This window comes from Novosphingobium sp. FW305-C-111, assembly GCF_058783565.1.
In genome coordinates this window covers 153,537-166,961 of record NZ_JBYSYP010000006.1, presented here as the reverse complement: position 1 = coordinate 166,961, position 13,425 = coordinate 153,537, and the positions used below count along the sequence as shown (strand labels likewise).

General features: G+C 65.1%; 18 protein-coding genes. All 18 read right to left on the bottom strand.

The annotated features are described in order from the left end of the window. A complete protein-coding gene (gene nuoK, locus AC3WLD_RS09120; protein ID WP_492556637.1) occupies window positions 1–306 on the bottom strand; it encodes an NADH-quinone oxidoreductase subunit NuoK in 306 nt (101 codons plus the stop codon). After that, complete coding sequence (locus tag AC3WLD_RS09115) at window positions 303–920, bottom strand: NADH-quinone oxidoreductase subunit J (RefSeq protein WP_492556636.1); 618 nt, start codon at window positions 918–920, stop codon at window positions 303–305. The genes nuoK and AC3WLD_RS09115 overlap by 4 nt, the downstream gene beginning before the upstream one ends. 12 nt (window positions 921–932) lie before the next feature. Further along, window positions 933–1,418, bottom strand: coding sequence for an NADH-quinone oxidoreductase subunit NuoI (gene nuoI, locus AC3WLD_RS09110; RefSeq protein ID WP_492556635.1), 486 nt, complete (start codon window positions 1,416–1,418; stop codon window positions 933–935). Beyond that, window positions 1,415–1,903, bottom strand: a complete 489-nt coding sequence (locus AC3WLD_RS09105; protein ID WP_492556634.1) for a hypothetical protein — start codon at window positions 1,901–1,903, stop codon at window positions 1,415–1,417. The genes nuoI and AC3WLD_RS09105 overlap by 4 nt, the downstream gene beginning before the upstream one ends. Beyond that, a complete protein-coding gene (nuoH, locus tag AC3WLD_RS09100; RefSeq protein ID WP_492556633.1) occupies window positions 1,900–2,946 on the bottom strand; it encodes an NADH-quinone oxidoreductase subunit NuoH in 1,047 nt (348 codons plus the stop codon). The genes AC3WLD_RS09105 and nuoH overlap by 4 nt, the downstream gene beginning before the upstream one ends. Continuing rightward, entirely contained in the window at window positions 2,943–4,949 is a 2,007-nt protein-coding gene (gene nuoG, locus AC3WLD_RS09095) for an NADH-quinone oxidoreductase subunit NuoG (protein WP_492556632.1), read from the bottom strand. The genes nuoH and nuoG overlap by 4 nt, the downstream gene beginning before the upstream one ends. Then, window positions 4,949–5,596, bottom strand: coding sequence for a hypothetical protein (locus tag AC3WLD_RS09090; RefSeq protein WP_492556631.1), 648 nt, complete (start codon window positions 5,594–5,596; stop codon window positions 4,949–4,951). Before AC3WLD_RS09090 ends, nuoG begins: the two co-directional genes overlap by 1 nt. Then, complete coding sequence (gene nuoF, locus AC3WLD_RS09085; RefSeq protein ID WP_492556630.1) at window positions 5,596–6,879, bottom strand: NADH-quinone oxidoreductase subunit NuoF; 1,284 nt, start codon at window positions 6,877–6,879, stop codon at window positions 5,596–5,598. Before nuoF ends, AC3WLD_RS09090 begins: the two co-directional genes overlap by 1 nt. Further along, complete coding sequence (locus AC3WLD_RS09080) at window positions 6,869–7,093, bottom strand: hypothetical protein (protein WP_492556629.1); 225 nt, start codon at window positions 7,091–7,093, stop codon at window positions 6,869–6,871. The genes nuoF and AC3WLD_RS09080 overlap by 11 nt, the downstream gene beginning before the upstream one ends. Continuing rightward, on the bottom strand, window positions 7,093–7,761 hold the full coding sequence (gene nuoE, locus AC3WLD_RS09075) for an NADH-quinone oxidoreductase subunit NuoE (protein ID WP_492556628.1): 669 nt from the start codon (window positions 7,759–7,761) through the stop codon (window positions 7,093–7,095). The genes AC3WLD_RS09080 and nuoE overlap by 1 nt, the downstream gene beginning before the upstream one ends. Next, window positions 7,761–8,078 (bottom strand): hypothetical protein, encoded by a 318-nt coding sequence (locus tag AC3WLD_RS09070; protein ID WP_492556627.1) that lies wholly within the window; start codon window positions 8,076–8,078, stop codon window positions 7,761–7,763. Before AC3WLD_RS09070 ends, nuoE begins: the two co-directional genes overlap by 1 nt. Beyond that, a complete protein-coding gene (locus AC3WLD_RS09065) occupies window positions 8,075–8,398 on the bottom strand; it encodes a nuclear transport factor 2 family protein (protein WP_492556741.1) in 324 nt (107 codons plus the stop codon). Before AC3WLD_RS09065 ends, AC3WLD_RS09070 begins: the two co-directional genes overlap by 4 nt. Window positions 8,399–8,420: 22 nt before the next feature. Continuing rightward, complete coding sequence (locus AC3WLD_RS09060; RefSeq protein ID WP_492556626.1) at window positions 8,421–8,627, bottom strand: hypothetical protein; 207 nt, start codon at window positions 8,625–8,627, stop codon at window positions 8,421–8,423. Continuing rightward, a complete protein-coding gene (locus AC3WLD_RS09055; protein WP_492556625.1) occupies window positions 8,624–9,835 on the bottom strand; it encodes an NADH-quinone oxidoreductase subunit D in 1,212 nt (403 codons plus the stop codon). The genes AC3WLD_RS09060 and AC3WLD_RS09055 overlap by 4 nt, the downstream gene beginning before the upstream one ends. Then, complete coding sequence (locus tag AC3WLD_RS09050) at window positions 9,832–10,764, bottom strand: NADH-quinone oxidoreductase subunit C (RefSeq protein WP_492556624.1); 933 nt, start codon at window positions 10,762–10,764, stop codon at window positions 9,832–9,834. The genes AC3WLD_RS09055 and AC3WLD_RS09050 overlap by 4 nt, the downstream gene beginning before the upstream one ends. Before the next feature lie 10 nt (window positions 10,765–10,774). Further along, window positions 10,775–11,314, bottom strand: a complete 540-nt coding sequence (locus tag AC3WLD_RS09045; protein ID WP_492556623.1) for a NuoB/complex I 20 kDa subunit family protein — start codon at window positions 11,312–11,314, stop codon at window positions 10,775–10,777. Window positions 11,315–11,318: 4 nt separating this feature from the next. Continuing rightward, window positions 11,319–11,693 (bottom strand): NADH-quinone oxidoreductase subunit A, encoded by a 375-nt coding sequence (locus AC3WLD_RS09040; RefSeq protein WP_492556622.1) that lies wholly within the window; start codon window positions 11,691–11,693, stop codon window positions 11,319–11,321. Window positions 11,694–11,981: 288 nt separating this feature from the next. Continuing rightward, a complete protein-coding gene (locus tag AC3WLD_RS09035) occupies window positions 11,982–13,412 on the bottom strand; it encodes a coniferyl aldehyde dehydrogenase (RefSeq protein WP_492556621.1) in 1,431 nt (476 codons plus the stop codon). Window positions 13,413–13,425 lie beyond the last annotated feature (13 nt).

The window sequence follows — 13,425 nt, the reverse complement described above, 5'->3', positions numbered from 1 at the left end:
TTACCCCTTCATCCGGTTGACGTCGTCGACCGCGATCGTGCCGCGGCCGCGGAAGTAGATGACGAGGATCGCGAGTCCGATCGCCGCCTCGCCGGCCGCCACGGTCAGCACGAACATCGCGAAGATCTGCCCGGTGAGGTCCTGCAGGAAGGCGCTGAACGCGACGAGGTTCAGGTTCACCGCGAGCAGGATCAGCTCGATCGCCATCAGGATGATGATGACGTTCTTGCGGTTGAGGAAAATGCCGAGCACGCCGAGCACGAACAGGATCGAGCTGACGACGACATAGTGTTCGATGCCGATCACAGCGTGACCCCCTTGCCGACTTCCGGCTGCATGTTGATCGTCGCCTCGTCCGGCCGCCGCGCATTCTGCCTGGCGACGTTCTGGCCGCGCACGCCCGAGCGCTGGCGGTGGGTCAGCACGATCGCCCCGACCATCGCAACCAGCAGGATGATGCCCGCCGCCTCGAACAGGAACAGGTACTGGCCATAAAGCAGCGCCCCGATCGCCTCGATGTTGCTGGTGCCGAGCGGCGCGGCGTTCGCGCCATCCGGCGTGCCGAGGGCGATGCCGCCCGCCCGCTGGGCACCGATGCCGAGCACCAGTTCCGCGGCGAGGATGATTGCGATCAGCAGGCCGAGCGGCGCGTTGCGGATGAACCCGGCGCGCAGTTCGGAAAAGTCGATGTCGAGCATCATGACCACGAACAGGAACAGCACCGCGACCGCGCCGACATAGACGATGACCAGCAGCATCGCGATGAACTCCGCGCCGGCGAGGACCATCAGCCCGGCCGCGTTGAAGAACGCGGTGATCAGCCACAGCACCGAATGGACCGGGTTGCGGGCGAGGATCGTCAGCGACGCGGCCGCGAGCAGCAGCGCGGCGAACAGGTAGAAGGTGAACACCTGGATCATTGCGCGCGGCCCCTAGCGATACGGCGCATCGGCTTCAAGGTTCGCGGCGATGGCCCGCTCCCACTTGTCCCCGTTCGCCAGCAGCTTCGCCTTGTCGTAGAGCAGTTCCTCGCGCGTTTCGGTCGCGTATTCGAAGTTCGGCCCTTCGACGATGGCATCGACCGGGCACGCTTCCTGGCAGAAGCCGCAGAAGATGCACTTGGTCATGTCGATGTCATAGCGGGTGGTGCGGCGCGAACCGTCGTCGCGCGGCTCCGCCTCGATCGTGATCGCCTGCGCCGGGCACACTGCCTCGCACAGCTTGCACGCGATGCACCGCTCCTCGCCGTTCGGATAGCGGCGCAGCGCATGCTCGCCGCGGAAGCGCGGGGACAGCGGGTTCTTCTCGAACGGGTAGTTCAGCGTCGCCTTGGGCTTGAAGAAGTACTTCAAGGTCAGCCAATGCGCCTTCAGGAATTCCCAGAGGGTGAAGGATTTGATGAGTTGGGCGGCGGTCATGTCGCAGCTCCTTTGGCGCATTCACCTTCCATCACAACGAGGAATGGCTCGCGCCCGGACTTTTCGTCTCCAGCGATAGCGGATGGCAAAATCTCGACCTTCGCAACCTTGTCCGACTGGTCGACAATTTGGATGATCGTCATGCAGGCTGACTCGGTAAAGAGGCAGGGGCCACCAGATAAAGCAACAATTGCGCCCGATGCATCTGAGGTGGGCAAATAAATGAACGTGCCCTGGATCTGGATTGGATTTGTCGGCCAAGTGATCACTGCTTCGGGCAAATCATTTGCCGACCGCGCGGGCTTCACCTCGATAGTGAAGTTCCATTTCTCCGTTTCAGCACCACCGACAGTGATCTTCTTGAGCGTCGCGGTCTCACCTTCGCGATGAACCGCAATCGGGCTTTCGACCGTGCAGTCGTACGTTGCCGCTAACGCCGGATTCGCGGCGCAGAATAACCCTGCAAGAGCAAAGACGACTCTCACGCCCCGAACCTCGTGAACATCAGATACCCGCTCACCAGCACCACGAAGCCGAGCGAAACGGGCAGGAACACCTTCCAGCCCAGCCGCATCAGCTGGTCGTAGCGGTACCGCGGGACCGTCGCCTTCACCCAGCTGAAGACGAAGAAGAAGAACAGGATCTTGAGCAGCAGCCAGACGAAGCCCGGGACCATGTAGAGCACCGGAATGTCGAGCGGCGGCAGCCATCCGCCCCAGAACAGCGTCGCGTTCAGCGCGCACATCAGGAGGACGTTGGCATATTCGCCGAGCCAGTAGAGCGCGAAGCTCATGCTCGAGTATTCGGTCTGGTACCCGGCGACGAGCTCGCTTTCCGCCTCGGTCAGGTCGAACGGGGCGCGCTGGGTTTCGGCCATGCCGGAGATGAGGAACATCACCCACATCGGGAACAGCAACGGGTTGAACACGAACCCGTTGAGCAGGCCGAAGACGTGCCCCTTCTGCGCCATGACAATGCCGTTCATGTTGAACGTGCCCGCCCACAGCACCACGCAGATCAGGATGAAGCCGATCGAGACTTCGTAGCTGATCATCTGCGCCGAGGCGCGCATGGCCGAGAAGAACGGGTACTTCGAGTTCGACGACCAGCCCGCGATCACCGTGCCGTAAACGCCCAGCGAACTGATCGCGAGGACGTAGAGCAGGCCCACGTTGATATCGGCGAGAATCGCGCCCGAGTTGAACGGGATCACCGCCCACGCCATCAGCGCGACGGTGAAAGTGATGATCGGCGCGATCAGGAACAGGCCCTTGTTCGCCGCGCTCGGGATGATGGTTTCCTGCAGGAACACCTTCAGACCGTCGGCGAACGACTGGAGCAGGCCGAACGGCCCGACCACGTTCGGCCCGCGCCGCAGCGCCATCGCCGCCCAGATCTTGCGGTCGGCATAGATGATCATCGCCACGCCGAGCATCAGCGGAAGCGCGATCAGCAGGATGCCGGCGATGGTGGCGAGTGCCCAGGCCCAGTCGTAGGACAGGCCCCAGTTCATGAAGGTCTCGGTCATTCCGCGGCCTCCGCTTGCATCTCGCCGTGGAGCAGTTCGGCCGAGCAGCGCTGCAGCGTCGGGCTCGAGCGGCACACGGCGTTGACGAGGTAGTGGTCCTTGATCGGATACCCGGCAATCACGCCCTCGGCCTTGCCAGACCCTGCCGGAAGTGCCGAGCCATAGTCCGCCAGCCCTTCGACGCCGAGCGCCGGGACCTGCGCGATCATCGCCGCGCGCAGCTGCGCGAAGCTGTCGAAGCCGACCGAAACGCCCAGCGCATCGGCGAGAGCGCGCAGGATCGTCCAGTCCTCGCGTGCGTCGCCTGGCGCGAACACGGCCTTTTCGGCGACCTGCACGCGGCCTTCGGTGTTGACGTAGGTCCCGTCCCGCTCGGTCCACGCCGCGCCGGGGAGGATGACGTCGGCAGCATGGGCGCCCTTGTCACCGTGATGACCGATGAAGACCTTCAGGCTCTTGTCGAATTTCGAGAAATCGACCTCGTCCGCGCCGAGGAAGAACACGACCTTGGGTGCGGCGGCGGCGATGTCGGCGATGCCGCCCTTCTGCGCATAGCCGAGCATCAGTCCGCCCATGCGCGAGGCTGCCATGTGGAGCACGTTGAAGCCGTTCCAGCCGTCGCGGACGAGGTTCCACGTAGCGGCAAGACCGAGCAGCGGCCCGAGCGCACCCTTGGCAAGGCCAGCCCCGCCGAGAATGATCGCGGGCTTGGTCGCACCCGAAAACGCCTCGCTGACCTGCTCCGGCAGGTTGCCGAGAACGGCAAGGTCGCCGCCGAGGAAGGTCGCCGGGAATGTCGGATCCCACTGCGGGCCGAGGATGAACACCTTGGCCCCGCGCTTCGCCGCCTTGCGCAGGCGGGCGTTGACCAGCGGTGCCTCGTCGCGGACGTTCGAGCCGACGATGAGGATGGCGTCAGCCTCCTCGATCCCGGCGAAGCCCGAATTGAAGTTCACCGCGGCAAGGCTGGAGGTATCATACGCCAAGCCGGTCTGGCGGCCTTCGAGCAGTGTCGAGCCCAACTCGGCCAGCAGCTTCTTCGCCGCGAACATGGTTTCGCAATCGGCCTGGTCGCCCGCAATCGCCGCGACCGAGGAGCCGGGCTTGGCCTTCGCGATGACCGAAAACGCCTCGTCCCAGCTCGCCGCGACCAGCTTCCCGCCCTTGCGGATCCACGGGCGGTCGAGCCGACGGCGGGTCAGCCCATCGACGCAGAACCGGCCGCGGTCGGACAGCCATTCCTCGTTCACGTCGTCGTTGACGCGCGGCAGGATGCGCATGACCTCGCGGCCGCGGCTGTCGAGGCGGATGTTCGCACCGACCGCGTCGGTGACGTCGATCGACAGGGTCTTCTTGAGCTCCCACGGCCGCGCCTCGAACGCATAGGGCTTCGAGGTCAGCGCGCCGACCGGGCAGAGGTCGATCACGTTGGCCGAAAGCTCGTGCTTGGCCGCCTTTTCCAGATAGGTCGTTATCTGCATCGACTCGCCGCGATAGAGCGCGCCGATCTCGTCCACGCCGGCGATCTCCTCGCTGAAGCGGACGCAGCGGGTGCAGTGGATGCACCGCGTCATCGTCGTCTTGATCAGCGGGCCCATGTACTTGTCGGTCACCGCGCGCTTGTTCTCGTCATAGCGCGAGGCACCGCGGCCATAAGCGACCGACTGGTCCTGCAGGTCGCATTCGCCGCCCTGGTCGCAGATCGGGCAGTCGAGCGGGTGGTTGATGAGGAGGAACTCCATCACCCCTTCCCGCGCCTTCTTGACCATCTCGCTGTCGGTCTTGATGACCTGCCCTTCGGCGGCCGGCAGCGCGCACGACGCCTGCGGCTTCGGCGGCCCCGGCGCAACCTCGACCAGGCACATCCGGCAATTGCCGGCGATGCTCAGCCGCTCATGGTAGCAAAAGCGGGGGATTTCCTTGCCGGCCAGCTCGCACGCCTGCAGGACGGTCGCGCCTGCCGGGACTTCGAGTTCGACGCCGTCGACGGTGAGTTTAGGCATCAGCGGTCGAGCTCCTTGCGGACCAGCATCTGTTGCACGATTGAACGACTGAAACCGAGGTCCGCCTTTGCCATTTCGTCGTAGGCAGGAAAGCAAGCCTGACCGGACGGAGCGAATAGCGGCTCACGATAACGGCTTGCGAGATAGGACCCGAGGCCATCTGGATTGGCGACGTCGCGCAGCTCATCGTGGAAAAATGAATCCTTCTCCCACATGCAACTTGCGACGTAGCGCACGACGTAATTGCGAAATTCGCCATATTCGAACGTCGTATTGTAAAGCTTGAATTCGTCGTTGCGGTACCGAGGGAGCGAAGCCTCCTTGCGGAACAGCTTGAAGCAGGCACTCTGTCCCAGATCGACCATGTCGCGGGATGCGAAGGTCCTCCCCTTTGCCATCCCGTCGCGGATCACATTGGCGGCCTGCTCTTTATTTTCTTCTATGAAGCAGAATGCTGCCCGGGCCTTCTCGACAAAGAATGTCGGTCGGTCACCCCAACCTGCGGGACTGGCAAGAAGCTTGCTAACGCGTTCCGTCGAGACCGCGATGTCCTCGTAGTCGTAGGTGAGTTCCTCATGCGCGCTTTGGGGCGCACCGGCAGCGAGCACCAGCGCATACGCGGCACCGGAGACCTGGCTCAGTCTCATTACTCCGCCGCCTCCCGCGTGTTCTCCGCAATGCGGCGTTCCAGCTCGGGCCGGAAGTGCTTGATCAGGCCCTGGATCGGCCATGCCGCCGCGTCGCCCAGCGCGCAGATGGTGTGGCCTTCGACCTGCTTGGTCACTTCCTGGAGCATGTCGATCTCGCGCACGTCGGCGTCGCCGGTGCGGAGGCGTTCCATCACCCGCCACATCCAGCCGGTGCCCTCGCGGCACGGGGTGCACTGGCCGCAGCTTTCGTGCTTGTAGAAGTACGACAGGCGGCTGATCGCGCGGACGATGTCGGTCGACTTGTCCATGACGATGACCGCCGCGGTGCCGAGGCCCGAGCCGACTGCCTTGAGGCCGTCGAAGTCCATCGGCGCGTCCCAGATCTCGGCGGCCGGAACCAGCGGGACCGAGGAGCCGCCGGGGATCACCGCCAGCAGGTTGTCCTTGCCGCCGCGAATGCCGCCGCAGTGCTTCTCGATCAGCTCGCTGAACGGGATGCTCATGGCTTCTTCGACGACGCACGGCTTGTTCACGTGGCCGCTGATCTGGAAGAGCTTGGTGCCCTTGTTGTTGTCGCGCCCGAAGCCGGCGAACCAGCCCGCGCCGCGCCGCAGGATCGTGGGGGCGACGGCAATGCTCTCGACGTTGTTCACGGTGGTCGGGCAGCCATAGAGCCCCGCGCCCGCCGGGAACGGGGGCTTGAGCCGTGGCTGGCCCTTCTTGCCCTCGAGGCTTTCAATCATCGCGGTCTCTTCGCCGCAGATGTAGGCGCCCGCGCCGCGGTGGACGAAGACGTCGAAGTCATAGCCTGATCCCGCCGCGTTCTTGCCGAGCAGGCCGGCGTCATAGGCCTCCTGAACGGCGGCGAAGAGCGTCTCGGCCTCGCGGATGTATTCGCCGCGGATGTAGATGTAGGCGGCGCGCGCCCGCATCGCGTAACCGGCGACCAGCGCGCCCTCGATCAGCTTGTGCGGATCGTGGCGGATGATCTCGCGGTCCTTGCACGAACCGGGCTCGGACTCGTCGGCGTTGATGACGAGGAAGCTGGGACGGCCGTCCTTGCTTTCCTTCGGCATGAACGACCACTTCATCCCCGTCGGGAACCCCGCACCGCCGCGTCCGCGCAGGCCGGAATCCTTGATTTCCTGGATGATCGCATCCTGCCCGCGCGCCATCAGGCCCTTGGTATCATCCCAGTCCCCGCGCGCCTGCGCAGCCTTCAGGTTCCACGGCTGGTAGCCGTAGAGATTGGTGAAGATGCGGTCCTTGTCAGCGAGCATGACGCGACCTCAAAAAATCAAAGAGACGTGCGATACCAATACCCGAACCCAACATGGCGCTGGCTTGGCCGAGGCCAATCTTTCTGCCTTCGAGCAAATCCCAAACAGAGGCGAAAAACAGCCCAAAAAGTACGATGACCAGCAGCGCCATCGCCACCAGCGCACTGAACGTCTGGCCTCCGGACGGGTTATCGAGAAGCTGGCGCAGACCCATTACCACTCCCCCCGGTAATCGTGGTTGGCCGAGACCATTTCCTTGAGCGTCGTCGGCCCGCCTTCCGGCTCCACCGTGTGTCGCCCGGGCAGCTGCGTCCCGGTCTTCGGCTGGCGGCCGGCGGCAAGTTCGTCGAGCACGCGATCCAGGCTTTCGACCGTCAGGTCCTCGTAGTTGTCGTCGTTGATCTGGACCATCGGCGCCGACGAGCAGTTGCCCATGCACTCGACCTCGGTCAGCGTCCACAGGCCGTCGTCCGTGGTGTGGCCCTTGGCCATCCCGCGCTTCTTGCACGCAGCCATGATATCGTCAGAGCCGCGCAGCATGCACGGCGTGGTGCCGCAGACCTGCACATGAAAGCGACCTACCGGCACCAGGTTGTACATGAAGTAGAACGTCGCGACCTCGAGCACGCGGATCACCGGCATGTCCAGGTATTTCGCGACATACTCGATCACCGGAAGCGGCAGCCAGCCCTGCGTATTGGTCTCTTCACCGACCTGGCGCTGGGCATAGTCGAGCAGCGCCATCACCGCCGAGCGCTGGCGGCCCGCCGGATAGCGCAGGATCGCGGCCTTGGCCCTGGCGTCCCATGCTTCGTTGAAGGCGAACCCGCCCCAGCGGGCGCGCAGTTCGGGGGTATCGGGTTCGAGGTTACGATCGGCCATCAGTTGTTACCCAGCCTGGCATTGGTGCGGGCCTGTGCGAGGCGGTCGGCACATTCCTGCCCCGCCCCTGCAGGAAATTCGTGGACCCATGACACACCGGCGAACGTCTCGCGCCGCCAGATGCACCCGGTCTTGCTGTCGAGGAGCAGGAACTGGTCGCCCTTGGGAATGATCACGAAGTCGCCCGCATAGATCGGGCGATCGCGGAAACGCTCGCCGTGGTCACCACCGGCCGGCGGATTCCACGGGTCGCCCTGTGCGGACGCGGCAACGGGCGCGAGCAGCGCCGCGCCGAGGAGGACCAGCGCGCCCCTCATCGCACGAACTCCACGCGGGAGCACTTGTCGCCTTCGAAGCTGTAGATCGCGACGACGTCGAACGGCTCGACCAGCTCGGACCCGTCGCTGGCCGGGCCACGGGTGACGTGTTCGCGCATCAGCACGTAGTTGCCGACCTGCTGGCGGTCGCGGATCTCGGCGCGGTTCTGCGGCCATTTGGCGAACGCGGCGGCGAGGCCAGAGCGCGTGCCTTCCTTGCCTTCGCGCACCACCGCCCCGCAGTAGTTCGCCTCGCTCGCGTCGTCGGTCATGTACGACACATAGGTGTCGACATCCTGCGCGTTGTACGCGTCGATCATCTTGCCGGCGATGGCGAGAAGGTCAGCCACGCGAGCCCCCCGCGCGCTTCGCCAGCCACTTGTCCTGTGCGAACAGGAACAGCTCGAACCCGCCGATCCCGGCGACCAGCATCGGCAGGACCTGGCTGTGCGCGGTGCCGAGGAACGCCATCAGCAGGCACCAGGCGGCCAGCGCGACGCCGGTGAGAGCGGCCCAGACCCGGACCATGGTGAACAGCTCGCGGCTCAACGGTCGCACTCCCCGAAAACGACGTCGATCGCGCCGAGGATGGCGGTCGCGTCCGGCAGCATGTGGCCCTTGCACATCATGTCCATCGCCTGGAGGTGGCTGAACGCGGTCGGGCGGATCTTGCAGCGGTAGGGCTTGTTGCTGCCGTCGGCGACGAGGTACACGCCGAACTCGCCCTTGGGGCTTTCGGTCGCGACATAGACTTCGCCGGCGGGCACGTGGAAGCCCTCGGTATAGTACTTGAAGTGGTGGATCAGCGCTTCCATCGACTGCTTCATCTCCGCGCGCTTGGGCGGGAAGACCTTGCGGTCGGTGCTGGCGATCGGACCCTGCGGCATTTCCGCGAGGCACTGCTTCATGATCCGGGCGGACTGGCGCACTTCCTCGACGCGGACCATGAACCGGTCATAGCAGTCGCCGTTGGTGCCAACGGGGATGTCGAACTCCATCCGGTCATAGACGTCGTAGGGCTGGCTCTTGCGCAGGTCCCACGGGATGCCGGAGCCGCGGATCATCGGGCCGGAGAAGCCCCAGCGCACCGCGTCGTCGCGGCTGACGATGGCGATGTCGACGTTGCGCTGCTTGAAGATGCGGTTGTCGACAACGAGGCTCATCGCGTCCTCGAACAGCCGCGGCAGGCGGGTGTCGAGCCATTCGCCGATGTCGACCAGCAGCTTCTCCGGCACGTCCTGGTGGACCCCGCCGGGGCGGAACCACGCCGAGTGCATGCGCGCACCCGAGGCGCGCTCGAAGAAGTTGAGGCAATCCTCGCGCACTTCGAACAGCCACAGGTTCGGCGTCATCGCGCCGACGTCCATCACGTGCGACCCCATGTTGAGCATGTGGTTGCAGATGCGGGTCAGCTCGGCGAACAGCACGCGCAGGTACTGGGCGCGCAGCGGGACCTCGACGTTGAGCAGCTTCTCCACTGCGAGCACATAGGAGTGCTCCATCGCCAGCGGCGAGCAGTAGTCGAGCCGGTCGAAGTACGGCAGCGCCTGGAGATAGGTCTTGTGCTCGATCAGCTTCTCGGTGCCGCGGTGGAGCAGGCCGACGTGCGGATCGATCCGCTCGATGATCTCGCCGTCGAGCTCCATGACCATGCGCAGCACGCCGTGCGCCGCGGGATGCTGGGGCCCGAAGTTGATCGTGTAGTTGGTGATGACCTCGTCACCGGTGGTCGGCGACTGTTCGAGTTGCAGGCTCACGCCTCACCTCCATCGGTCTTGGGCTTGCGCGCGCGCTTGGGCTTGGTTTCGGTCGCTTCCGGGGTGTCGGCGGTCCTGGCTGCCCGCGGCTTCCGTGCCGGACGGGCCTCGGTCGGCTCGGGCGCAGTCGGTTCGGCCTTCGCGGTCTTCTTCGGGGCGGCCTTCGCCTTGGCGACCGGCTCGGCCGCCTTGTCGTTGGCCGGTTCGCCCGCGCCCGTGTCAGCCTTGCTCTCGGTCACCTTCGGCTTGTCGACGGTGGGCGGAGTGGTCTGCGCCGGATTGGTCGCGACCGGCGCGGGAGCCGGCGTCGGCTGCACCACCTTCTCGTCGCCCGGCAGGACATAGTCCGCACCTTCCCACGGGCTCAGGAAGTCGAACGTGCGCAGGTCCTGCGCCAGCTCGACCGGTTCATAGACGACGCGCTTGTCCTCTTCCGAATAGCGCAGCTCGACATAGCCGGTGAGCGGGAAGTCCTTGCGGAACGGGTGGCCCTGGAAGCCATAGTCGGTGAGGATGCGGCGCAGGTCCGGGTTGCCGGCGAACAGCACGCCGTACATGTCGTAGACCTCGCGCTCGAGCCAGCCGGCGACCGGCCACAGCGTGGTGACGGTGGGCACCGGGGCGTTCTCGTCGGTCGTGACCTTGACGACGATGCGGTGGTTCTTCGTCAGGCTGAGCAGGCAGTAGTTGACGTCGAACCGCTCGGCCCGGGCCGGATAGTCCGCCCCGGCGATTTCCATCAGCTGCTGGTATTCATGCTCGTCGCGCAGGAGGCGCAGTGCGTCCTCCACGCGGTCGCGGGCCACGGTGAGCAGGATCTCGCCATGCTCTTCCTTGGCGGCGACGAGCATGTCGCCCAGCGCGGCGGAGAGCGCGGCGCAGACGCCTTCGTTCGAGGCGAACTTGGGGGCGGAGTGGAGTACGGTCATGCCCTGCCCCTCACCGTTCCAACGTGCCGGCGCGGCGGATCTTCCGCTGCAGCTGCATCACGCCGTAAAGCAGCGCCTCGGCGGTCGGGGGGCAGCCGGGGACATAGATGTCCACCGGCACGATCCGGTCGCAGCCGCGCACGACGCTGTAGCTGTAGTGGTAATAGCCGCCGCCATTGGCGCAGCTGCCCATCGAGATGACGTACTTGGGCTCCGACATCTGGTCGTAGACCTTGCGCAGCGCCGGGGCCATCTTGTTGCAGAGCGTGCCGGCGACGATCATCACGTCCGACTGGCGCGGGGACGCGCGCGGGGCGACGCCGAACCGCTCCATGTCGTAGCGCGGCATGTTGACGTGGATCATCTCGACCGCGCAGCAGGCGAGCCCGAAGGTCATCCACCACAACGAGCCGGTGCGCGCCCACTGGAACAGCTCCTCGGTCGAGGTGACGAGGAAACCCTTGTCCGAAACCTCGGCATTGAGGCTGTCGAAGAAGCTCTGGTCGGGCGCGAGGACGGTGCCCGCGGCAGGAGGCGTTACGGCGTTCATGCGATCATTCCCAATCCAGCGCGCCCTTCTTCCAGGCATAGGCAAAGCCGATCACCAGTTCGCCCAGGAACACCATCATCGTGATCCAGCCCGGCCAGCCGGTCAGGTTCAGGCTGACGGCCCAGGGGAACAGGAACGCCGCTTCGAGGTCGAAGATGATGAACAGGATGGCGACGAGGTAGAACCGCACGTCGAACTGGCTGCGCGGGTCCTCGAACGCGGGGAACCCGCATTCGTACTCGCTGTTCTTCTCGGCATTCGGCTGGTGCGTGCCGGTGAGGCGTGCGACGCCCATCGGCAGGAACACGAACGCCGTGGAAAGCGCCAGGGCGATCCCGAGGAAGATCAGGATCGGCAGATACTGTGACAGGTCGAGCATGCGTTCCCCGAAAGGCTGACTCGGGCAAGTGCCAAGTGCCCCGCGCCCTAGTCCCGCAAGGGCCGTGGCGCAAGAGTTGTGCGGTGCAAAAATGGCGGATGCGGGCTACGTAGTCCAGCTTGCAAACCCGACTGCTTCGTCATTGCGAGGAGCGCAGCGACGAAGCAATCGAGGGCTGAAGCGGGACGATGCCTCTGGATTGCTTCGGCCTTCGGCCTCGCAATGACGATCGGTGTGTCAGATCCGTGGAAATCGCCTCACGCCCACGTTGCCCGCTGCCCGAGCAGCTTACTTCATGGCCTGCTTGATCGTGCGCCGCAGCGCATCGCCATAAGGCGGCTTGAGCCCGGCCAGCTTGGCAATGTCGATCTTCGGCTGGCTGTAGACCGAACGGGCATGGCTGAAGGTCTTGAATCCCTCCGGCCCGTGGTACGAGCCCATGCCCGAAGGCCCGACCCCGCCGAACGGCAGGTCCTCGGCCGAGACGTGCATGACGACATCGTTGACCGTGACCCCGCCCGAGATTGTCCGGGTCAGCACCTGCTCCCGTTCTCCGGCGTCCTCGCCGAAGAAATAGAGGCCGAGCGGGCGGTCGTGCGCGTTGATGTAGTCGATCGCCTCGTCGATCTTGCGATAGGTCTTCACCGGCAGGACCGGCCCGAAAATCTCGTCCTGCATGACCTTCATGTCGTCGGTTACGTTGCGCAGGATGGTCAGCGGCAGCTTGTTGCCGTTCGAGCCTTCGAAGTTCTCGCCGCCCGGGTTGACCTCGATCGCCTCGGCCCCCTTCGCCTTGGCATCCTCGACCAGCCCGACCAGCCGGTCGCGGTGGCGGCGGTTGATGACCGAGGTGTAGTCGTCGTTGTTCAGCAGGGTCGGGTACATCGCCGAGACGCTGGAGACGACCGAGCTGATCGCCTTCTCCTCCAGTTCCTCGGGCACCAGCATGTAGTCCGGCGCGAGGCAGATCTGCCCGGCGTTGAGCATCTTGCCGATGGCGATGCGCTCGGCCGCCTTTTCCACGTTGGCGCTTCGGCCCATGATGGTGGGAGACTTGCCGCCCAGTTCAAGCGTCACCGGCACGAGGTTCTCGGCCGCGGCGTGGAGCACGTGCTTGCCGATCGCGGTCGCCCCGGTGAACAGCAGGTGGTCGAACGGCAGGCCGCAGAACGCCTGCCCCGTCGCCGGCCCGCCGAGGATCACCGCGACTTCGTCCTCGGAAAAGTACTTCGGAAACAGCTCGGCCATCGCCTCGGAGGTCTTTTCGGTGAACTCCGAGGGCTTGATCATCGCCCGGTTTCCGGCGGCGAGCGCTTCGGCCAGCGGCGACATGGTCAGGCCGACCGGGAAGTTCCAAGGCGCGACGATGCCGATCACGCCCTTGGGTTCGTAGCGGACCTCGGCCTTGGCGCCGAGCAGGTTGAGGGGGAAACGGACCTTGCGCCTCTCGGGCTTCGCCCAGCTCTTCATGTGCTTCTGGCAGTAGCGGACCGAGCCGATCCCGGCGGCAATGTCGGTGAACATCGATTGTTCGATGGAGCGGTGGCCGAAATCCTCGCTGATCGCGGAGGCCAGCTTCTCGGCATTCTCCTGAAGCATCTTCACGAGGCGCACCAGCCGGTCGTTGCGCACCGAAAGCGGCTCGGGCCGCGCCGCGGTGAAGGCGGCACGCTGGCGCTGGAGCACCCCGAGCATGGCGGAGGTCTCGGTCTCGATCATCGTCTTGTTCTCC

Coding starts and splice junctions, on each gene's coding strand:
- AC3WLD_RS09080 (WP_492556629.1), bottom strand. CDS start 7,093: ATGGGTCTGCGCCAGCTTCTCGATAACCCGTCCGGAGGCCAGACGTTC.
- nuoI (WP_492556635.1), bottom strand. CDS start 1,418: ATGACCGCCGCCCAACTCATCAAATCCTTCACCCTCTGGGAATTCCTG.
- AC3WLD_RS09065 (WP_492556741.1), bottom strand. CDS start 8,398: ATGATCGACGCGTACAACGCGCAGGATGTCGACACCTATGTGTCGTAC.
- AC3WLD_RS09040 (WP_492556622.1), bottom strand. CDS start 11,693: ATGCTCGACCTGTCACAGTATCTGCCGATCCTGATCTTCCTCGGGATC.
- AC3WLD_RS09115 (WP_492556636.1), bottom strand. CDS start 920: ATGATCCAGGTGTTCACCTTCTACCTGTTCGCCGCGCTGCTGCTCGCG.
- nuoH (WP_492556633.1), bottom strand. CDS start 2,946: ATGACCGAGACCTTCATGAACTGGGGCCTGTCCTACGACTGGGCCTGG.
- nuoG (WP_492556632.1), bottom strand. CDS start 4,949: ATGCCTAAACTCACCGTCGACGGCGTCGAACTCGAAGTCCCGGCAGGC.
- nuoF (WP_492556630.1), bottom strand. CDS start 6,879: ATGCTCGCTGACAAGGACCGCATCTTCACCAATCTCTACGGCTACCAG.
- AC3WLD_RS09050 (WP_492556624.1), bottom strand. CDS start 10,764: ATGACCGTACTCCACTCCGCCCCCAAGTTCGCCTCGAACGAAGGCGTC.
- AC3WLD_RS09045 (WP_492556623.1), bottom strand. CDS start 11,314: ATGAACGCCGTAACGCCTCCTGCCGCGGGCACCGTCCTCGCGCCCGAC.
- AC3WLD_RS09090 (WP_492556631.1), bottom strand. CDS start 5,596: ATGAGACTGAGCCAGGTCTCCGGTGCCGCGTATGCGCTGGTGCTCGCT.
- nuoE (WP_492556628.1), bottom strand. CDS start 7,761: ATGGCCGATCGTAACCTCGAACCCGATACCCCCGAACTGCGCGCCCGC.
- AC3WLD_RS09035 (WP_492556621.1), bottom strand. CDS start 13,412: ATGATCGAGACCGAGACCTCCGCCATGCTCGGGGTGCTCCAGCGCCAG.
- AC3WLD_RS09070 (WP_492556627.1), bottom strand. CDS start 8,078: ATGAGGGGCGCGCTGGTCCTCCTCGGCGCGGCGCTGCTCGCGCCCGTT.